Annotated in this window: 23 protein-coding genes and 1 pseudogene; 5 read left to right on the top strand and 19 right to left on the bottom strand. The window is 50.2% G+C overall.

Translation table 11 applies throughout. From position 1 onward, the window contains the following. Window positions 1-58: 58 nt before the first annotated feature. From sufE to EC843_RS22580, 7 genes are all read right to left on the bottom strand, one after another. A complete protein-coding gene (gene sufE, locus EC843_RS22550) occupies window positions 59-475 on the bottom strand; it encodes a cysteine desulfuration protein SufE (RefSeq protein WP_064547428.1) in 417 nt (138 codons plus the stop codon). Between the two features lie 13 nt (window positions 476-488). Continuing rightward, the gene (gene sufS, locus EC843_RS22555; RefSeq protein ID WP_133523083.1) at window positions 489-1,709 is read right to left on the bottom strand and encodes a cysteine desulfurase SufS; all 1,221 of its coding nucleotides are present in this window, start codon (window positions 1,707-1,709) and stop codon (window positions 489-491) included. After that, window positions 1,706-2,986, bottom strand: coding sequence for a Fe-S cluster assembly protein SufD (sufD, locus tag EC843_RS22560; RefSeq protein ID WP_133523084.1), 1,281 nt, complete (start codon window positions 2,984-2,986; stop codon window positions 1,706-1,708). The genes sufS and sufD overlap by 4 nt, the downstream gene beginning before the upstream one ends. Continuing rightward, on the bottom strand, window positions 2,961-3,707 hold the full coding sequence (gene sufC / locus EC843_RS22565) for a Fe-S cluster assembly ATPase SufC (protein WP_133523085.1): 747 nt from the start codon (window positions 3,705-3,707) through the stop codon (window positions 2,961-2,963). Before sufC ends, sufD begins: the two co-directional genes overlap by 26 nt. Window positions 3,708-3,723: 16 nt before the next feature. Continuing rightward, on the bottom strand, window positions 3,724-5,208 hold the full coding sequence (sufB, locus tag EC843_RS22570) for a Fe-S cluster assembly protein SufB (RefSeq protein ID WP_133523086.1): 1,485 nt from the start codon (window positions 5,206-5,208) through the stop codon (window positions 3,724-3,726). 8 nt (window positions 5,209-5,216) lie between these two features. Continuing rightward, window positions 5,217-5,585, bottom strand: a complete 369-nt coding sequence (gene sufA, locus EC843_RS22575; RefSeq protein WP_133523087.1) for a Fe-S cluster assembly scaffold SufA — start codon at window positions 5,583-5,585, stop codon at window positions 5,217-5,219. Window positions 5,586-5,998: 413 nt separating this feature from the next. Further along, on the bottom strand, window positions 5,999-6,826 hold the full coding sequence (locus EC843_RS22580) for an aminoglycoside phosphotransferase family protein (protein ID WP_133523088.1): 828 nt from the start codon (window positions 6,824-6,826) through the stop codon (window positions 5,999-6,001). Between the two features lie 214 nt (window positions 6,827-7,040). On the opposite strand from EC843_RS22580, the pseudogene EC843_RS22585 reads away from it, so the two are divergent. Together EC843_RS22585 and EC843_RS22590 are read left to right on the top strand one after the other, a co-directional pair. Next, a pseudogene (locus EC843_RS22585) lies at window positions 7,041-7,314 on the top strand (hypothetical protein). 222 nt (window positions 7,315-7,536) lie between these two features. Next, the gene (locus EC843_RS22590; RefSeq protein WP_051873658.1) at window positions 7,537-7,851 is read left to right on the top strand and encodes a hypothetical protein; all 315 of its coding nucleotides are present in this window, start codon (window positions 7,537-7,539) and stop codon (window positions 7,849-7,851) included. A gap of 71 nt (window positions 7,852-7,922) precedes the next feature. Here the strand turns inward: EC843_RS22590 and EC843_RS24610 are convergent, their stop codons facing one another. The 5 genes from EC843_RS24610 to nudI form a co-directional block, all read right to left on the bottom strand. Next, the gene (locus EC843_RS24610; RefSeq protein WP_166642090.1) at window positions 7,923-8,084 is read right to left on the bottom strand and encodes a hypothetical protein; all 162 of its coding nucleotides are present in this window, start codon (window positions 8,082-8,084) and stop codon (window positions 7,923-7,925) included. A gap of 217 nt (window positions 8,085-8,301) precedes the next feature. Then, window positions 8,302-8,805: a heme-binding protein gene (locus tag EC843_RS22595; RefSeq protein ID WP_133523089.1), complete on the bottom strand. Its 504-nt coding sequence runs from the start codon at window positions 8,803-8,805 to the stop codon at window positions 8,302-8,304. Between the two features lie 101 nt (window positions 8,806-8,906). Further along, complete coding sequence (locus EC843_RS22600) at window positions 8,907-9,521, bottom strand: response regulator (protein WP_121815522.1); 615 nt, start codon at window positions 9,519-9,521, stop codon at window positions 8,907-8,909. Further along, entirely contained in the window at window positions 9,521-10,834 is a 1,314-nt protein-coding gene (locus EC843_RS22605) for an ATP-binding protein (protein ID WP_133523090.1), read from the bottom strand. Before EC843_RS22605 ends, EC843_RS22600 begins: the two co-directional genes overlap by 1 nt. Before the next feature lie 35 nt (window positions 10,835-10,869). After that, window positions 10,870-11,295, bottom strand: coding sequence for a nucleoside triphosphatase NudI (gene nudI / locus EC843_RS22610; RefSeq protein ID WP_121815520.1), 426 nt, complete (start codon window positions 11,293-11,295; stop codon window positions 10,870-10,872). A 252-nt stretch (window positions 11,296-11,547) separates the two neighbouring features. Here nudI and EC843_RS22615 point away from each other — a divergent pair, with 252 nt between their 5' ends. The 3 genes from EC843_RS22615 (at window position 11,548) to EC843_RS22625 (ending at window position 12,907) form a co-directional block, all read left to right on the top strand. After that, a complete protein-coding gene (locus tag EC843_RS22615; protein ID WP_133523091.1) occupies window positions 11,548-11,943 on the top strand; it encodes a type II toxin-antitoxin system RelE/ParE family toxin in 396 nt (131 codons plus the stop codon). After that, a complete protein-coding gene (gene nadS, locus EC843_RS22620) occupies window positions 11,913-12,209 on the top strand; it encodes a NadS family protein (RefSeq protein ID WP_133523092.1) in 297 nt (98 codons plus the stop codon). Before EC843_RS22615 ends, nadS begins: the two co-directional genes overlap by 31 nt. A 263-nt stretch (window positions 12,210-12,472) precedes the next feature. Beyond that, window positions 12,473-12,907: a hypothetical protein gene (locus EC843_RS22625; protein WP_133523093.1), complete on the top strand. Its 435-nt coding sequence runs from the start codon at window positions 12,473-12,475 to the stop codon at window positions 12,905-12,907. Between the two features lie 130 nt (window positions 12,908-13,037). On the opposite strand, the gene eutR is transcribed toward EC843_RS22625, so the two are convergent. From eutR to eutH, 7 genes are read right to left on the bottom strand one after another with little or no spacing between them, the layout of a single operon-like run. After that, complete coding sequence (eutR, locus tag EC843_RS22630) at window positions 13,038-14,090, bottom strand: HTH-type transcriptional regulator EutR (protein WP_064547451.1); 1,053 nt, start codon at window positions 14,088-14,090, stop codon at window positions 13,038-13,040. Window positions 14,091-14,108: 18 nt separating this feature from the next. Next, window positions 14,109-14,582 carry an ethanolamine utilization microcompartment protein EutK gene (eutK, locus tag EC843_RS22635; RefSeq protein WP_064547453.1) on the bottom strand — a complete coding sequence of 158 codons (474 nt, stop codon included), beginning with the start codon at window positions 14,580-14,582 and terminating at the stop codon, window positions 14,109-14,111. A 7-nt stretch (window positions 14,583-14,589) separates the two neighbouring features. Next, on the bottom strand, window positions 14,590-15,249 hold the full coding sequence (gene eutL, locus EC843_RS22640) for an ethanolamine utilization microcompartment protein EutL (protein ID WP_064547455.1): 660 nt from the start codon (window positions 15,247-15,249) through the stop codon (window positions 14,590-14,592). A 13-nt stretch (window positions 15,250-15,262) separates the two neighbouring features. After that, a complete protein-coding gene (gene eutC, locus EC843_RS22645; protein ID WP_064547457.1) occupies window positions 15,263-16,156 on the bottom strand; it encodes an ethanolamine ammonia-lyase subunit EutC in 894 nt (297 codons plus the stop codon). Between the two features lie 19 nt (window positions 16,157-16,175). Beyond that, on the bottom strand, window positions 16,176-17,537 hold the full coding sequence (locus tag EC843_RS22650) for an ethanolamine ammonia-lyase subunit EutB (protein WP_064547459.1): 1,362 nt from the start codon (window positions 17,535-17,537) through the stop codon (window positions 16,176-16,178). 12 nt (window positions 17,538-17,549) lie between these two features. Further along, window positions 17,550-18,947, bottom strand: a complete 1,398-nt coding sequence (gene eutA / locus EC843_RS22655; RefSeq protein ID WP_121815518.1) for an ethanolamine ammonia-lyase reactivating factor EutA — start codon at window positions 18,945-18,947, stop codon at window positions 17,550-17,552. After that, window positions 18,944-20,188, bottom strand: coding sequence for an ethanolamine utilization protein EutH (eutH, locus tag EC843_RS22660; protein WP_064547462.1), 1,245 nt, complete (start codon window positions 20,186-20,188; stop codon window positions 18,944-18,946). Before eutH ends, eutA begins: the two co-directional genes overlap by 4 nt. Window positions 20,189-20,206 lie beyond the last annotated feature (18 nt).

A 20,206-nucleotide genomic window follows, 5' to 3' on the forward strand; every position in this document is an offset into this window, starting at 1 on the left:
AACCGTACGAGGTAATAAAATTACCTCGCGTTTACAGGATGAAAGCTGTTCTTTGAGTTTAGCTAAGATTAGAAGCTTTGGTACGGATTGCGCGGATCATTGCTTCAAGCCCCTGGGAACGAGAAGGTGTAAGGTGCTGAGCCAACTCAAGTTTCTCAAACCATGGGCGAACATCAAACGCAACAATATCCTGCGCAGTCATCTGTTGGTAGAGAATAAACACGATAGCAATCAGCCCTTTGACTATCGCGGCGTCGCTGTCGCCCTCAAGCTTCATCACACCATCAGGCTGTTGCTGCATCACAATCCACACCTGGCTCTGGCAACCCTGAATGGTGTTTTCCGCTTTGCGCTCACTTTCAGGGAACTCGGGCAGACGCCCGCCAAGTTCAATGATGTAGAGATACTTATCTTCCCAGTTGCTGCAGCGGCTGAAATTCTTCAATAACTTTTCTTTGTCGGGCATGGTGGCCATGGCTTTCTCCCTGTTAGCCCAATAGACGATGGATACGCTGTAACCCCGTCACCAGGCGATCCACCTCTTCTTCAGTGTTATACATGGCGAACGAAGCGCGACACATCGCCGGAACCTGGTAGAACGCCATTAACGGCATGGCGCAATGGTGCCCGGTACGCACCGCAATGCCATAGTTATCGAGAAAACTCCCCACGTCGTAGGCATGATGTTTACCCAAATTAAACGCGATCACCCCAAGACGTTGATCCGGGCCGTAAATCGTCAGGTCTGGAACCGCTTTTAGCGCCTGCTGCGCATAACGCATCAGCGATTGCTCGTACTCGCTCACCTCAGTTAAGTTTAGGCTATCGACATAACGTAACGCGGCGCCCAGTCCGATGATGCCTGCGGTATTTGGCGTCCCCGCTTCGAAGCGCCACGGTGCCGCGGCGTAGGTCGTGCCTGCGGTCAGGCTCACACTGGCGATCATCGACCCGCCGCCTTCCCACGGTGGCATGTTTTGCAGGATTTCTTCACGGGCATACAACACGCCAATACCCGTTGGACCGTAAATTTTATGCCCCGAGAAAAGATAGAAATCGCAATCCAAATCTTGCACATCGATAGTGTGGTGCATGATGGCCTGAGCCCCATCCACCAGCACTTTCACACCAGCCTGATGCGCTGTGGCGATCATTTCTCGCACCGGGTTTTCAGTGCCCAGTACGTTAGAAACCTGGGTAATCGCCAGCAGTTTGGTGTGTTCGTCAATCAGCGTAGGGAACACATCCAGTTGCAACGTGCCGTCCTGATTCAGCGGAATCACACGCAGTGTTGCACCGGTATGCTCACAGAGGATTTGCCACGGCACGATATTCGCGTGGTGCTCCATGGTGGAAATAATGATGTTATCTCCGGCCTGGATATTGGCACGCCCCCAGCTGTTGGCGACCAGGTTAATCCCTTCGGTGGTGCCGCGAACAAAAACGATTTCTTCCGGCGATTGCGCATTAATAAAACGCGAAACCTGGTTGCGTACGTTTTCCATTAACTGTGTCGCTTCCGCGCTCAGCGTATGGATCCCGCGATGTACCGCAGCGTAACCGTGGCTGTAAAAATCCAGTTCAGCATCAATGACCGCCTGCGGTTTTTGCGCGCTGGCGGCACTGTCTAAATAGACCAGCGGCTGCCCGTTAACCTCCCGGCTTAAAATTGGAAAATCAGCACGCACCCGTTCTATGGAAAAACTCATGCCTCGCCCCCTGCAAACCGTTGGCCGATCCGCGCCAACACTTGCTGTTTTAATGCTTCGTCACGAATGCTTTCCGTAAGCTCTGCGGCGAAGGCATAGATAATCATCTGAAGTGCAGCCTGCTCTTTAATGCCACGCGAACGCAGGTAGAACATCTGTTCATCGTCGATACGGCCGATGGTGGCACCGTGGCTGCATTTCACATCGTCGGCGTAAATTTCCAGTTGCGGCTTGGTGTCCACTTCCGCAAGACGCCCAAGCAACAGGTTGTTGTTGGTCATCTGCCCGTCAGTTTTAATCGCATGCTGCGCCACTTTGATCATGCCGTTAAACACCGCCCGGCCTTTATCGCGCACGATGGTTTTATGCAGCTGACGGCTGTTGCAGTAGCCTTTGTTGTGTTCAAGCCAGGTTCGCGTGTCGCACACTTCGTTGTTAATCGGCAACGCCAGGCTGTTCATGCGCAACTGCGTATTTTCGCCATTGAGCTGCGAACTGGTGTTATGGCGCAACACCGCGGCACCCAACAAGAAGCTGTTGCTGTCAACGGTGGCATCCTGGCCTATCACTAAATCGTTATGGGCAAAGTGGTAGCTTTGCGCGTTCTCAAACGCCAGCTTGTAGTGGTGCAACTGGCTGTTTGCCGCTGCATCGACGGTCAAGCGTGCGCCGGTGAAATGCGCCTGATCATTCAGACTGACGTAATGCTCGATAACCGTCGCTTTAGCACCCTCACCAAGAGATAAATGGTGGCGATAGTGCGCAGTATTCATTTCACCCAATTCACTGCCACGGCTGATGTGCATCAATAACAACGCCTTAGCGGGGCTATGATTTCGCGCAACACGGATATGCGTCACGCTTTCGGCGAGGCTTTCAGTGAGATGCAGAAACACTTCACCCTGCACGGCTGCTGGCAAAGAATCACGCTTTTCATCAACGATAACGTCAAAACCGCTATTGGTGAGATCGTCACTTAGCTCAGCGTTAAAGCGCCCATCGACAAACACCAGTCGCCACGCATCTATTGGCAGCACCAGCTCGTCGCGTTGCACAGCTTTAAAAACTTCAGGTGCGGGCAAGATAAACTGATTATTCAGTAGCCCTTCAAGTGGCGTATATTTCCAGTTTTCATGTTTGCGCGTTGGCAGACCCAGACGCAGCATTTGCTGCATATGTTCCTGCGCTTCTTTGCTTCGTTTATCGCCCTGGCTTTCAAACAGGTGGTGCCACTGTTGCAGAGCGTTGCTGTTACTGCTGTTCGGTAAGCCAGCCATAACCCTGCTCCTCCAGTTGTTTCACCAGACTGAAATCTCCCGATTTCACAATCCTGCCCTGATACAACACATGAACAAAATCAGGCTTGATGTAATCAAGAATACGCTGGTAGTGCGTAACGATGATGAATGAACGGTTGCCATCACGCAGGGAGTTAACACCTTCAGCGACAATTTTCAGCGCATCAATATCCAGCCCGGAATCTGACTCATCAAGAATGCACAGTTCCGGTTCAAGCACCGCCATTTGCAGAATATCGTTACGTTTTTTCTCACCGCCAGAAAAACCCACGTTCACTGAACGGCTCAGCAAATCTTCCGGCATTTTCAGCAGTTTGATCTTCTCTTCCATCAAATCCTGAAAATCAAAACGGTCGAGTTCTTCAAGGCCGCGATACTCTCGCACCGCATTCAGCGCGGTTTGCAGGAAGAACTGGTTGCTGACTCCCGGAATTTCTACCGGATACTGAAACGCCATAAAAATGCCTTCTCCGGCACGGTCTTCCGGCGATAACTCAAGTAAGTCTTTGCCTTTAAAATGGACTTCGCCACCGGTCACTTCATAGTCTTCACGCCCGGCAAGCGTTGCGGAAAGCGTGCTTTTCCCGGAGCCGTTCGGCCCCATGATGGCGTGTACTTCGCCCGGTTTCACTTCAAGGCTCAAACCGCGCAGGATCTCTTTGTCCTCAACGCTTACCTGTAAATCTTTAATGCTCAGCATAATTTTCCCTTAATCCTTAACCGACGCTATGTTCCAGACTGATCGCTAATAGTTTTTGTGCTTCCACCGCGAATTCGAGCGGCAATTCTGAGAACACGTCTTTACAGAACCCGTTGACGATCATCGAAATTGCATCGTCCTGGGCTATCCCGCGTTGCAGGCAATAGAACAACTGATCTTCCCCGATGCGCGAGGTGGTCGCTTCGTGCTCAAGCTGGGCGGTGTTGTTGCGGCATTCAACATACGGGAAAGTATGCGCGCCGCTGTCCGGCCCAATAAGCATGGAATCGCACTGTGTGAAGTTACGGGCGTTGGTCGCCGTCGGCATGATTTTCACTAAACCGCGATAACTGTTCTGGCTGTGTCCGGCCGAGATCCCTTTCGAGATAATCGTCGAGCGGGTGTTTTTGCCGATGTGAATCATCTTGGTGCCAGTGTCGGCCTGCTGATTCCCGGCGGTCAGGGCGACAGAGAAAAACTCGCCAATAGAGTTATCGCCACGAAGAATGACACTTGGATATTTCCAGGTAATAGCAGAACCGGTTTCGGATTGCGTCCAGGACATTTTGCTATTCGCCCCTTCGCACAGGGCACGCTTGGTCACGAAGTTAAGAATACCGCCGGTGTTGCCGTCGCCCGGGAACCAGTTCTGCACGGTCGAGTATTTCACTTCAGCATCTTTATGGATGATGACTTCCACCACCGCTGCGTGAAGCTGATAGCTGTCGCGCACAGGTGCTGAACACCCTTCGATATAACTGACGTAGCTGCCTTCATCAGCGACTAAAATGGTACGTTCGAACTGCCCAGTTTTCTCGGCGTTAATACGGAAATAGGTAGAAAGCTCCATCGGGCAACGTACGCCTTTCGGCACATAAATAAACGTGCCGTCGGAGGCAACCGCCGCGTTAAGTGCGGCAAAGAAGTTGTCGTTACTCGGAACCACGGTGCCGAGATACTTTTGCACCAGCTCAGGGAATTCGTGAATCGCCTCGCCAAAGGAGCAGAAAATAATCCCCTGTTCAGAGAGTTTTTCACGGTAAGTGGTGGCAACAGAAACGGAGTCAAAAATCGCATCCATGGCGATATTCGAGCCTTCATGCACCGGAACACCTAGCTGTTTAAATGCCTCTTCTACTTCACCGGTCAGATAGGCGTTGCTGCCGGGTTTCTGAACCGCACCCGGTTGAGACTCACAGTTATCGTCGCAACTCCCGCACGACGGCGCGGAGTAATAGCTGTAATCCTGATAGTTAAGTTTTTCGTAATTGGCCTTCAGCCAGTGCGGCTCTTCCATTTCAAGCCAGGCACGATATGCGCTCAGGCGAAATTCCAGCATCCACTCAGGCTCATTACGCCGCGCAGAAATTGCCCGCACCACATCTTCGTTGATGCCATGCGCCATTTCGTCGGTTTTTAACTGGGTGAAAAAACCTTCTTTATAAGAATGGCTGCCCGCCCAGGTTTGCACTTCTTCAGACGTTTCAGTGTTACGTGACATAATCCCGCCTACACCCCAAAGCTTTCACCACAGCCACATTCGTGCTGGGCTTTCGGGTTGTTGAATTTGAATATTTCGTTTAATCCTTCGCGCACATAATCGACTTGCGTCCCGTCGATAAACGGCATCGCTGAAAGTGGCACCCACAGCTTTGCGCCGTCTGTTTCAAAAAGGAGATCGTCGGGTTTTGGTTCTTTTACGGTGTCCAGTACATAGCCAAACCCTGCACAACCTGTCTGTTTAATCCCCAAACGCACACCCAAAAATCCAGGTTGCTGGCTTGCCAGTTTGCGAATATGTGAGCACGCATCAGGGGTCAACGTCAGTCCCTTCCAGGCAAATTCACTGGGATCGAAGCTACCGGTTTGCACATCCATAGTTCACCTCTTAATGTTTTGGCGCCTAAAGGCCTACACCCCATGTTAATGATAACTATTATCAATACAACATCCTGATAACAGGGGTATTCGAAAAATGCTGCATTTTTAGGCGTCTTAACTAAGGATAGACCCTACTGAAAGTCTTGCAGGTGGTGAAAAGAGCTATTTAAGCCACTGAATTGAGAAGGATTTAAATGCCGGGCGAATGATTAGGTGATAGAAAGTAAAAGATGTATAGAGAATACCGATTTATGCGATAGGTAACCTAAAATGTCTGAAAACAACGATTTACTGCAACATCAACAATTTAACTATTTCTGCTTAATCTGGTGACGTGAAAATAGCCTCAACACTTCCTGTTGCAAGATCCAGACAGGTGGCCTATGGGCATTTAACCCGAGACTGCATGTTCACTGATTCAGTTCGGACACTGCCAGCGCTGCAACTTCTAATGCTATGGATGCTGTTTCGTTGCTCTCGAGTGACCATGTTGTTGAGAGTCCGCACCACGCAATGATCCATTTGAGTAGACGCTCTCTATCAAGGCCCGCCATTTCGCTAACCAGATTCAGTCGTTGTTTAAATATTCCTGGGACAGTAGCAACCCGGGGTATGGGATTGCCAAGATCCGGATTGGTAAAAATATTGGCAAAGTCGAAACCTCGTTCTCCGATGATTCCTTTTGGATCAATGGCCAGCCAGCCTGAGGCACCGAAATCAAGAACGTTCTCATGATGTAAGTCGCCATGTAATACGACCAACTCTTGTGGAGTCGATAACAACTCTTCTGCTATTTCAGCGCTACGCGACAGGATGCCTCCATACAGCTGGGCTGCTGATTGAAGAGGACAAAACCACTCAGCCAGAGTCGGAAGTTGTGGTAAAGGCCGTTTTGGGGTGGTGTGAAGTCTGTTTGCTGTAAAGCATAAAATCCGACACGCCTCAGCATCCTGACCTTCCCGGGACATAGAGGAGAGTGATGCCTCCCCCATTGCGCGTGCGAGAAGAATGGCTTCATTTTCATATGCAATAACCTGTGCTGCGCCATTTCCTTCCCACCATGACATTAGAGCATTACCGGATTGCTCATCCGCATCATCTGTGATTTTAAGCATGGCTTTCATACCTCCTGTTATTGTCTCAACAGGCAAGAGTTTGGAGGTATGGGTTGTGTACGGCGTACCATCTGGAATGAGGTTCCAGCGATCTAACCAGAGTGTGAACCCGCTAATGTCCATAATATTTTTCCTTACTTCCTTATCGTGAAAGTCACTGAATGCGACAGGCATGTGAACAATTCTAACTCATAGCTTGAGTAAATTTTTCTCAACTTAAATCTGATGGTTAGGTCATTCATGCAACTGTATTTAAAAATAAGAAAACATAAGATTGTTAAGGTTATAACCTCGTCATATTTTCAAAGTGTGTATTTCCCCTAAAGGAATAAGCATCATGATTAAGCGTCGCACCCTCAAAACTGCATTTGCGGCGGTTATTTCTCTGACTGTCCTTGCCGCCCCCGTTTATGCAAACCCGGGCAACGGCAATGGTGGCGGTAATCACGGTAACAGTGGTAATAGCGGTAACCATGGCAATAGTGCTAAAAGCGGGGCCAGGGTAACGGAAAGTCGAATGAGGATCATGGCAAGCGGTGGGTAATGATTTGGTGCTTATTGCTTTAAGCATGGCCATTGTGACCTCCGTCATTAACGGTGTGTTCGATTAACATATTCCCCTGTCCGTGAGCCTCGCATCTGCGGGGCTTTTTTATGCCCAGCGACAATATCCCCTGTTCTTCATTTTGTTAAATACCGTGACCATTAGCCCGGTAATTGTACTGAGTCCTTCATACGCTTAATATATATGAGAAAGTGGCTTTAACGAGCAAGAAAAATCCGTTCGTTAATTTTAATTTTGTTGGTAATTATATTCTACGGAAGGATATTCAATGCGCTATACACCTTTTATAATTGTGCCTTTATTAAGTGCCTGTAGTTTCAGTTTTATGAAGTTTGATAATGATCCGTTAGTACAAGCGACGTACGCGACTAATGCGACAAAAAGCTCCGTTATTGCAGCGGGTGGGAAACCAGACAGTGAGATGAATGTTCCAGAAATCAATGGGACTTGCATCAATTACACGCTAAAAAAAGATGCTGAGACAATGCCTTTTTATGTGGCATTCGATGAGAATGGAAACCGCAAACATTATGGCTATATCTCCTGCCAACAGGCGAGAGCCAAAGGAGTATTTAGCCAGTAAGTCATCATAAAAGATCATTCCTCTTCTCACTCTATACAGTCAGAGGAGGGATGTGTGAATTTCTCTAAATATTAGTAACCTGCAGCCTTATTAGCCGCTTTTATACGCTTATTCCTGCTGTCTTTTTCATGGCTATCTTTAGCCTGCATTATGCCACCAGCAGCATCTACCCAGTCATTAGCTGTACAACCGGATAATACCACGCCCAACATAAGTGCAAGTACATACTTCATTATAGCTCCATAAACTCATATCTGTATAAATAACGTCCGTGTAATACTTAAAGTATTTGACGCTTACGCCGTTATTTTGACAAAAAAAGAGTTCATGGGCAAGGTGCGCTGGATTCAAGGCTGTTTTATATAGCGCGTGAGATACAACTTATAGCTGAAATAATTTAAGTTGCAGGCTATATAATAGACCTGCAACTTAAACAAAATGGATGGATTATTAAGCGGAAGTATTGAGCAGTGATTTATTTGCTTCGAGCGCGTCAACCGCACATTGCTGATCCAAATGCCCGCCAGGTGCGCCGCCAATACCAATAGCGCCAATAGTCTGGTTATCGACTTTGACAGGAACTCCACCGCCCAATAATAAGAAGCCAGGGATATCACGCATATTCTGCGCACCGGCGTTATCCTGTGCACTCTTCATAACATCACCGGTGGCATTTTTGGTAGTCAGCGCGGTGTATGCTTTCATACGGCTGGCTTCTACAGTATGCGGACCTGCGTTATCCATGCGTTTAACAATTTTCACCACACCCGCGCGGTCAACAACCGTTACCGCCACGTTGTAGTTTTTAGCGCTACAGGCCTGGATTGCGCTCTGTGCGAGCTTATCGGCAAACTCGAGTGAGAGGTTCTTTTCGCTCAGCACGTTGCTGGCGAATGCAGGCATTGCTGCGGCACCACTGAACAGAACAGCCGCTAACAAGATTGATTTTTTCATGGTTTCTTCCCTCAACTCGGAGTGATTAATTTACAGGAGTTAAGGTAACCAACCGTGCGATGCGAAACCATTCGGGCGAATACCTGGTAAACCAGGTAATTTTACGTAGTTCCTTTTAAACCACCGTAGATTTTAATCAGCTTCGCCAGTGAGTTTATTTCTAGCCGGGCAAACAAACTCGCGCGGTGCGCTTCCACGGTTCGTGGAGATAACGAAAGATCGCGAGCCATCTCTTTGTTCGATTTCCCCTGCATGATAAGCGCCATCACTTCATGCTCGCGGGCAGAAAGAGTCGCCAGTTTCGCCTGTAAATCGGCCTGATTTTCACGCTGTTGCTGGCTGAGTTTCTGTTGTTCGAGTGCCGCCCCCACTGTTTCAATCAGCAAATCTGCATCAACTGGCTTGGTAAGAAACTCAAACGCGCCATTTTTAAATGCACGACGGCAAAGATCGATACTGCCGTGACCCGTCATCATAATGATTGGCAAAGTGCTCCCCATTTGCTGCCAGTTCTCAAGCAACGTAATGCCTGACTTTCCTGGCATGCGAATATCCAGCAGTAAACAACCGTTCAGGTTTTGCACATCAGGCTCTGCTTCCATAAAACACTGCACGCTTTCAAAAACCTTCGTTTCCCATCCCATGGTCGCCAGAAGTGCGCTTAGCGAAAAGCGTATCGCTTCATCGTCATCAATTAGGTAGATACATTGCGCCATCATGCCTCCTGTTGAGCAAAGGGAAATATCAGGGTAAAACACGCTCCGCCATTGGGGCTATTTTCTGCCTGAATGCTGCCGTTAAGCCGTTGTACCAGCGTTTCGGTCAACGCCATTCCTAACCCCAGCCCTTCTTTTCGAGTCGTGAAGAAAGGCATAAATACTTGCTCTAAGGCCTGTTCGGATAAACCCTGCCCGCCATCCTTGACCGTCAGAATAATGCTGTCAGCCGTCTGGGATGCATTGATTGTGACCCAGGCTTTGTCCGTTTGCTGCTGCGCCTGAATCGCGTTATTGAGCAGATTATGGAAGATTTGCTCAATACCCAATGGCGAGGCGATGAGTGGAGGCAGAGACTCAGGAATCTGGTTAATGACACTGACTTTGCCACGCTCGATTTCGTTGCCCAGCAGCATGACCACTCGTTCCCAAACCTGGCGCAAATTGACCGGTTGCAGTGCCTGTTCGTCACTGTGCAATTTTTCTCTGAATGCCAGTAGCAGAGCGCTGATGCGTTTGGTTTGCATAACCGACGCATCCAGCAGTGGCTGGGCTTTTTCCGCCTGTTGCTGCTTAATTAAACGCTGTGCCGTCTGCGAATAACTTAAAATTGCCGTGAGTGGCTGATTCAGTTCGTGCACCATGCCTGCGGCGATTTCTCCCATCGCATTCAAACGCGCCAACTCTGAAAAATGAGCGCGTAAATTGGCAATATTGCGCTGTCGTTTAGTCATCTGATACTGATTATAAAAGTAGATAACGACCGCCCAAAAAACACCCACCAGCAGTAAACCCAACCAGGGCAAACTTCGCCAGTCCGGATTACTCGTCACCAGCAAATTCAACGGCTGTGAAGGGCTGGCGATGTGCTTTTCCCAACTCCACCAGTCATTCTTGCCTTCCGCCCCCTGCGTGAGAAGCGGCGTATCTTTCCAGTTAAGGCTGAAATGGTGGAATTTCTGGGTGCGAACAAAATCGGCCAGCAACGTTGGCAAATCAATCAGCAAAGATCCCTGCGGCGAGTTTATCCAGTAAGTGCCTGCACGCGCAGGGTTAATATCCGGGCGTGGTGGCTCATGGGGTTTGGTTTGCCAGCGCAGAATATAAGGGAATTTTTGCTGCACAACGGCAGGATCGCTGCTGTTCGAAAGCAGCGCGAGGATCACATCATTTTGCGCAAGTTTAACCGTGATATCGCGGTACAAAATACGAAACTCGGCGCTTTGTTCCTCATACTGCTGATGTAACGCATAGATAACCACGCCGCCGCCAGAGAGCACCGTGAGAATCAGCCAGATGAGTAGTTTACGCATCGCGTTCCTTAATTCGGCGAAGTGTTAAACAGCGGTCAAAGCCATCCTTTCCTGGTAAAGGTGATTCTGGTCGCTTCGTTTAAATCATAGTTGTTCAGGTCTGACGGTTTGACCCAGGCGATTTCCTGAAACTCTTCATTAAAAGTGACCTGGCGATTGGCGCTGATGCAATCGAACAACAGATAAATCATGTAGATTTCTTCTTTGCTACCATCAGCATAGGTTTTTACCCGAATATCATCCGCAAAGGTCCAGGGTTTGATGCGGGTTATCTGTAACTCAGCCCCCAGCTCTTCCTGGATTTCGCGCAATAACGCCTCTTCCATTTTCTCCCCAGGCTCCATTCCTCCGCCAGATAGCGCCCATTGGCCGGGAAAAACACCGCGATCGTCCGCCATCTTACACAGCAGCACTTCGCCATTATTTTCAATAATCGGGCAAACGATAACTCTCTGACGCATTGGATTTCCTTATGTTTTATGGCCGCCGTATGACCTTAACAGATTACTCAATTTGCTTAGAAAAATATTTTGCGAGGCACTTTCCACAATTTTTGGCAGTGGCTGTCGCTCCCCGTTTTCTGGTAATACAGTCGCATTTTCTCGTGACTGAGAAAATATATTACGACTCCAACAGAAACGTACAAAGTACGAGAAAGGACTTGTCAATCGTACTGTGTACGCATAGGATCATCACAAGGAAATGAGTACGATATGGATTATTTTGAATTCATCGAGACAGTAATCTTCAGCAGGCAGAGAGCTATGTTGCTAGATGATGACAGCTTCATGGAACTTCAGGTATTCCTGATCAAATATCATTCAGATGGCGATACGATACGCAAAACCGGTGGCTGCCAAAAGATAAGATGGAATCGCCCTGGTATGGGAAAACAAGGCGGGGTCAGGGTTATTTATTATGTCGTCGAACCTGATAACAGAATTTTTTTGCTAACGGTTTACGCTAAAAATGCAAAAGACGATCTGACTGACGCAGAAAAAAATACATTTAAAAAATTAACTGAAAAACTGATTATTCAAAAACAAATACCCCTCAGCTCAACGGTAAAGGCCTTGATATGGATAAAGAACTTTTTGACGATTTGGTAAAAAGCATGGAAGAGATGGTTGCCATTCATAATGGAGAAGTGCAACCGCCTCCTGAGAGGATTCACCGCCACCCGATGCCAGCGGTAAAAGAAATCCGTGAAACTGCCGGATTAAAACAAGAAGAATTTGCCCGTGCTGTAGGCGTTAGCCCTTCGCTGGTACAGAGCTGGGAGCAAAAACGCCGCATCCCATCAGGGTCATCGCTAAAAATATTGTTGATGCTCGAACACAATCCGGCGCTGATTAATGTGCTGCTGGCACTGTAGCTACAATCTTTTAATGGCTTGAGTTATTCATCATATTTATGATGAGAAATACATCCATTTATTTAAAAGCGTAATTTTTCACTCTATGCAAATCAAAAAAATTGTTTGCGAGTGGCTTTCCAGTATCTGAATCACACGCTTTCGGATGCGTTTTTAAAGCAATAATATACCCACGCACCTGCGAAATCAGGTGCCAGGCCTGGCGTCCTGCACACTGACGGAAAATCACTTTTAATCATTCATTCGTTAGAAAGGACGCCGAAATGGTTGCTTATCTTCACTACTTAACACCTATTTCAATTAACACCAAAAACCTCGACATTATCGATCTTGCCGAACGCTGCGAATTACTCACCGATATATTAATCGATAGCGAAAACCCAGCCGAATGTGCAGCGCTGTGCAATTACGTATATGCACATATTGAAGCGATAAAAGAGAATCTGGATAAACCATTATCCGCTGCACGTATTGAACAATTATCGGTTGACGATCCGTCTGAATTCCCCGAAGCGAAATGGCTTGCGGATAGCGACGATCTTTGTGATTACTGCCAGGCTGTTACGCGAGCGTTGTTATGCCGCTCGCTACCGTTGAAGACAATGCAACAACTGAATGGTTTATTGATGAGGCTGGTTAATGCACTGGTGGATGATTTAAAAACGCCGCGCTTTTTGCGTACTGTAAATGTAGCCTGAAAAACTGGTGGATGACGCTAGCGCTTATCCACCCTACAACGGCATTTCCCAGGTCGGGTAAGCGCAGCCTCACCCGACATTTTCTTTGTGCTCTTTTTCGTTTTAAAGTAGCAGCGCTGATAATCCCCCTTTACTGTAAATCCCGTTGCCGTAAATGCAGCGTCTCAGAAGGTTTCTCAAGAAACAGCCGTTGATAGTCCGTCGCAAACTGCCCCAGATGCCAGAAACCCCATTGCATAGCGGCATCTTTCACTGTGCTCCAGGTCGACCATGGGCTTATCAATTCGCGGCGGACGGCATTCAGGCGCAGGGTTTTTAACCACGCATTCGGGCCGATACCCAGCACCGCCTGGAAGCCATTTTGCAAAGTACGGCGGCTAACGTGCAGTTCATTACAAAGGTCGAGCACCGTTAATGGTTCCGACGTGCGGCTTAGCACGCAGTCACGCGCTTGCGACACCAACTTTTGGTAACTGATTTTGCGTGAGATAACCTCAGAAGAGACAGGCTGAGCACTTTCCAGCAGTTCACTCACCCCGGATAACAAATTATGGGTGAGCACTTTGCGTACATTCTCATTACGCATAGATTGCGGGTCGATACTTCCGTGAGCCAGGGCATGATGGATAAAACACCACAGTGTCTCTTTCTTCTGCTGGCAGACATCCAGCGCAGAGTTATTCAGCAAAAGCTTAAACAGTGTTTCCGGTTCATGAAACAGCCCGGCGTTACGAAATAACACATCGTTGGCGATGACGACCCCAAGAATGGTGTATTCGTCTGGCGTGCTCAGCTCAAATTCAGCCCCGCCAGGGCGGACCGCGATCTCTTCCTTCCCCAGCAGTTGGGAACCGATAAACCCCTTTTCACCATGAGTAGCAGGTATGCCAAACCAAAAAGCATTTGGCCATACCATGCACGACTGACGAAGCGCCAGACTGGTGTATTCACGAAACATCTGAATATCATCCAGCAGCATCTCCGTCAGCTCCCCCTGAAAATGCCCAGGCTGGAGCTGATCATAGAGTTGCTGCCATGCCGTTATGGTGCAGGCATGTTCATACACATCTTTAGTGACGCGCTGTTGTACGCTCTCTTCTTCAATCAGAGGCATCACTTTTTCGTCCAGCGCGTACTCAGTTTTACGCAAATGGTGTAAGTCAGCATTTATTTTGCTACTCATACGCGATTCCTTGCGTCGCTAATCCGGCTTCAGACGATAGCGGCTGCTACGTTTGCGCAATTTCCCGTCACGGAATAGCGCATCGAGCTGTGCTTTAGCTTCTTCAAGCGGCCAGTTAAAATGTGCCGCAACTTCACCGACGGTCATGCCATGCGCCTGAGTTTCCAGGGCATCAAGCAGTGGTTGGGTATACTGCGGTTTTTTAACCGCAGGTTTACGCCCAAACCCACAAACCAGCCGCTCGATGTCTTCATCCGGGCGGCCCAGTTCCTTACGGCTAATGACTCGCCCGGTGCGGCTGGCAGCAGCAGACCCCGCATCCAGCGCAGCGCGACAGGCCGCGAGGTCACCTTCGACAACCAGCGTCACCATGCCTGGGTTGAGCACTTCGTGGCTGAGTAAACGCACGTTTGCCGCTTTTAGCATCGCATCTGCAGCGTCGATACCCGCCACCAAACCGTAAACTTCCAGTAAGCCGAGAGAGTTCATTATTGGCCCCCTACGCGCGCTGGATTGGGTTACGTGCTATCTCAAGCACCGCTTCGCTAAAGGCATTACAGGCGGCTTTACATGCAGCCTGGCTACCGGTCATAAACGCCGCGGAGTAGTTGGTTTCCGATGGCGGCGGCACGTAGGTAACAATGCTCACATCAGCAGATTTCAGCGCAGCATCAATGCCAAAGGTGGCTTCAAGCGGCGGCGCAACCAGATAAGCCATTGGGTCACCCAGCAAAATTCCGGCGGTAGTCGAAAGATACGACCCTGTACGGGAAATTAAATGTGCCAAAAACGCGGTATCCTCTGCATCGTTGGCCCACTGGAATGCTGGTCCTTGTTCGATAGTGGCAAGCATGGAATCCAGTCCGGCGCGCACTTCCGCCGGATTCGGCCCACCCAGCATAATCAGCACTTCCCCGGCTGTTGGCGATGGGCCATGTGCGGCACCTGCGTACAATGAACGGCCAAATACCACTTCAACCTGTGCCTGTTTAGTCGCTTCGTCGGCTGCGATATAGGTTACATCATCGGAATCGGCAGTAATCAAACCCAGGCTACGAATATGGGAAGGCAATTTCAACTGGCGGGCAAATCCTTCGCTCACGTTGGCGATAACCCGCATCGCTTTCACATTCGGTTTAATCAAATCTAAAGCTGGCATGATATCGCTCCCTTTAACGAGTCAGGTTGATGCCCGACGCTTTCTGCGCCAGCATACGTTTTGCAAGTTCGACAATGACGGCAGCCGCTTCTACTGGCGGTGTACCACCCCGGTGAATGTTGGAAATGCAGGTACGGTCGGCTTCAACCGTGGTGGCTGTTTTTGGTGAATACACGGCGTAGCAAGACAAGCTTTCAGATTGCCCAAGCCCTGGTCGTTCGCCGACCAGTAAAATCACCACTTTCGCACCTAACAGCTCGCCGATTTGGTCTTCTATCTTCACGCGCCCGTAACGCACGAAGAAAGGCGTGCCGACATGCAGACCAGACTGTTCCAGCCCCTGTAGCAGTGGCGGTAAAATCTCGCCGTAGTTGGCGGTTATCGCGTCGGTTGAAAGCCCGTCGGAGATAACCACCTGAACATCCGGGTTTTGCTTACAGCTGGTGCGCAGCAATTCGATAGCATTAGCACTCAGACGGCGACCTAAATCCGGGCGGGTCAGGTATAGGTTTTTGTCGCTGATTTCTGATTGCAGCTCCAGCAAACCCTGTTGCTGCACCCATTCGGCTGGCACTTCTTTGAGAACGGTATCCTTGGAACGGGAATGGTCGGCCAGGAAACGTAGCAACGCCTGAGTACGCGGACGCGGGCCAGCACGCCCCGTACACACACGGGCAACCGTGCTATGGCGCAATTCTTCCAGCACATCTGCGCGATGCGGGTTCTGCACACCAATCCACATTTTCGCCTCAACAGAACCTAAATCGACGCTACAGCTTTCTTCAGCCGTAGTCGTTGCGGCAGGCGTGGTTGGGGAAGCGGCCTGCACAGGCGGTACTGCATTTTCCGGTGTATCCATATTTGCCAGAATGCTGCGTACAATTTCTTCAATCTGTTTTTGATCCATGATGATTTCCCTGATGATTTCAGAAGAACAACGACGGGTCGCCCGCCCGTGAAGTTAAACGGCCATTTGCCATCAACCCCATGGTTTCCAGCCATGCCTCAAACTCCGGCGAAGGCCGCAGGTTCAACAACTGACGCACAGTGGCGGTATCGTGGAAGGCCGTAGTTTGATAATTCAGCATGATGTCATCACCAAGCGGCATGCCCATGATGTAGTTACACCCGGCGGTCGCCAGCAAGATCATCAGGTTTTCATTGAGGTTTTGGTCCGCATCCGCGTGGTTGGTGTAGCAGCAGTCACAGCCCATTGAGATGCCGCTGAGCTTGCCCATAAAGTGGTCTTCCAGACCGGCGCGGATAATCTGCCTGTCGTTATAGAGATATTCCGGCCCAATAAAGCCGACAACGGTGTTGACGATAAACGGATCGTAATGGCGCGCCAGACCGTAATTTCGCGCTTCCATCGTCACCTGGTCTGCACCAAAGTTGGCTCCGGCAGACAATGCCGACCCCTGCCCGGTTTCGAAGTACAGGCAGTTTTCTCCGGCAATACGGTTGAACTCCGCACCTACCGCGCGCGCTTCGTCCAGCATGGCAAGCTCGACGCCAAATTCCTTCAGCCCCTTCTCGCTGCCACAAATACTCTGGAAGATAAGCCCGCCAGGTGCGCCGCGTTTAATCGCCTCAATTTGTGTGGTGACGTGCGCCAGTACGCAGCCTTGGGTCGGAATGGAGTACTTGTCGATAACGCTGTAAATGGTGTCGAGCACGCGGGTTAAGTTGCCAACATCATCCGTCACCGGGTTAACGCCAATAACCGCATCGCCCACACCGAAACACAGCCCTTCGTAAATTTGTGCCTCAATGCTGCGCACATCATCGCGGGTATCGTTCGGTTGCAGGCGTGCGCTGAACGTACCGGGTAAGCCAATGGTAGTGTTGGCTTTTTTGATGACCGGCATTTTTTTGCCGCCATAGACTAAATCTGCGTTCGAGCAGATTTTTGCCACCGCTGCCACCACTTCAGAACTGATGCCTTTGCGCAAGAACGCAATGTCATCAACGCTGGTTTCATCGCTAAGGATGTATTCACGCAGCTCGCTAATGCTCCAGTTTTTAATCCGGGCATAGGAAGTTTCGTTGATGTCATCCTGAATAATGCGCGTCACGCAGTCGTCTTCGTAAGCGATAACCGGGTTCATGCGGATATCCGCCACCGTCATCTCAGACAACACCTGTTTTGCCGCCACACGCTCCTGCGAACTCTGTGCGGCAACGCCTGCCAGCACATCACCGGAACGCAGTTCGTTGGCTTTCGCCAGCACTTCTTTAACATCCTTGAACTGATAAACTTGCCCAAACAACGTGGTTTTTAATTTCATTGTGTCGATCCCTCAGGAAGGAAAGGCGAGCGATTTAATGGTTACCGGAACGACAGCCCCGTCAAACAGTGGCAAACCAATATCGATATAATCGCCAGTACGGGTGACCACTTCGTCGATCACCGCAACTTTGCGCTGCTTCATTTGCGGATAAAGCAGCATTCCCAACGCTTTGCCCAGATCCTGCTCCGCTACCACAATCAGCGGCTGTGAACAGGGAAAACGCTGGTTGAAAATATTCAGTGCATCAATCACTTGCTGTACGGTTGCATAACAGGTTGGTAATTCAGACGGCACCGCCAGGGCGTAACAGTCTTGTGTCGCGTTGAGATCCATCAGCGCCAAAGCCTGTTGCCAGCTCAAAGCCAGGTCGTCGTGGCCGATAGGATGAACAACCGGAATGTTGCGCAGCGGTAGGGTCAGCTCATCAAGCCAGATGGTGCTTCCGGAAAGCGAAAGCGTATGCGCACCGGCACCAATGACGGTGGCTCGCACGGTTTGCTCAGGAACTTGCACCGGGAGTGTGGAAAACCCGCTGTGGCGATGAATCGCCTGTGCCAGCAGCGGCCCAATATCACCGAATTCAAAGGGGTTGGCTGGCGGCTGGCGATAGCATTCCCCCACTCCGCCAGACAGCGTAATCACGTCCGCAGCTTTCCCGCCAGACAGCGTATCGGTCATTAATAAACGCTGCGCCAGCGGTGAAATATCGCCGGTTATCACTTCAAAAAGCAGTTGCGCCATGCGGTCGGCAACGGCTTCAAGCTGTGCGGTTGTCAGCGAGTGTTGGCCTTCGCCGAATAGCTCGTCAGCAATCCACTTGCCTGGCTGATGGATAAAAGTGACGTTGCCGTGGGTATCGGTTTCAAACAGCCGCCCGCCGACATTCAGGCAGGCTGACGCCACCACCTTGCCACCTTCGAACAGCACGTAGTTGGCGGTGCCACCACCGATGTCGATATTCATCACCCGGTTTAGCTGGCGTTGTGAGAGTGCCTGCGCACCAGAACCGTAACCGGCAATCACCGACTCAAGATGCGGACCTGCGGTAGCGACGACAAAATCGCCAAGCTGTTGTGCGAGCGCAAGCACGGCAGGCCGTGCATTACGGGTTTTGGCGGTTTCGCCGGTAATAATAATGGCGCCGGAATCAATCGCTTCAGGTGCAATACCTGCGGCCTGATACTGCGCGAGGATAAGCGTTAACAGCTCGGCTTCGCGCAGATGCCCATCGACATCAACCGGGGTGAAAAACACCGGGCTTTGCCAGGTGATTTCACGTTTCACGAACTCATAGCGTGGCACCTGCGAAATCGCAGCCCGGTTGACCAACGCCAGGCAGGAGAAAATCACCTGCGTAGTGGTGGTACCAACATCAATGCCAACGCTCAGGAGTTCGCGGATTTTCACGATTGCGCCTCCGCTGATTCCACCGCAGCCGGAGTATTTTCTTCTTTCGGTACCAGCATCATGGCAACGCCAATCGCCGTCACGCCACCCACCAATTTGCCGACGATCATTGGGAAGATCATCGGTGCCATGTTGGCTGCCGCGAAGCCCAGATGGTCACCGAGCGCGAAAGCCGCCGACACCGCAAACGCGCAGTTGATGACTTTGCCGCGCGCATCCATGTTCTTCATCATGCCGTACATAGGGATGTTATTGGCCAGTGTCGCCACCATGCCGCCCGCCGCAATATTATTGATTTTCAGCAGATTGCCGACACTCATCAGCGGTTTTTCAAACCAACGAGTCAGCAGCAGAACCATCGGGTAAGCGCCCAGCAACACGCAAGAGATCGAGCCAATCACTTCGATGGCGCGCATCACTTCGCCAGGTTTGTCACCCTCGCTCATGAAGATAGGATCAAGCCCTGGAATGATGGTCCAGCCGACAAGGAATTTCACCACTGCGGCCGCCAGGCCAATGGTGATAAGGGCGACCAGAATTTTGGCGAAAATCTGGAAACCGTTGATCATTTTTTCCGGGATGAACTTCAGCCCCAGCGCCACCAGCACTGCGACGATTATCACCGGGATCATATTGAGTAGAATCAAGCTCATGGTGAATTCAATCGGTTGCCCGTTCACTTCAACACCGGAATACATCGCCACCAGCCCACCGGCAATACAACCGATAGGAATAGTGACAATCCCTGCCAGCACGCCCAATGCGAGATAACGCCGGTCGGAAGGCTCGATAATGCCCAACGCCACCGGAATCGAGAACACAATGGTTGGCCCCATCATTGAGCCTAGAATAAGCCCCGAATACATCCAGGCGGCGACATCCCCACCAGCAAGTTCTTTAGCAAGGAAGAAACCACCCATATCGCAAGCCAGCAAGGTTCCGGCAAACATCGACGGGTTGGCGCCAAGCATTTCATAGACCGGGATAATCACCGGGCCAAGCAAGTAAGCCAGAACCGGTGCCAGCGCTGTCATCCCGACCATTGCCAGCCCCAGCGCACCCATTGCCATAAAACCTTCTTCGAACTGGCCACCGGAACCGGAAATACTTTTCCCGAGTTTGCCTAGCCCAATAAAACCGAGGATTTTTTCTGAACCGCCAAACTGGGTGAATACCCGGTCAACGGCGGCAATTAGCATAAAAATCATCATGATGTACATGATAATGTCGTTAATTCCCATATCCCTTCTCCTTCATCG

The sequence above is a fragment of the Buttiauxella sp. JUb87 genome, from assembly GCF_004361975.1.
In the GTDB taxonomy this organism is placed as follows: domain Bacteria; phylum Pseudomonadota; class Gammaproteobacteria; order Enterobacterales; family Enterobacteriaceae; genus Buttiauxella; species Buttiauxella ferragutiae.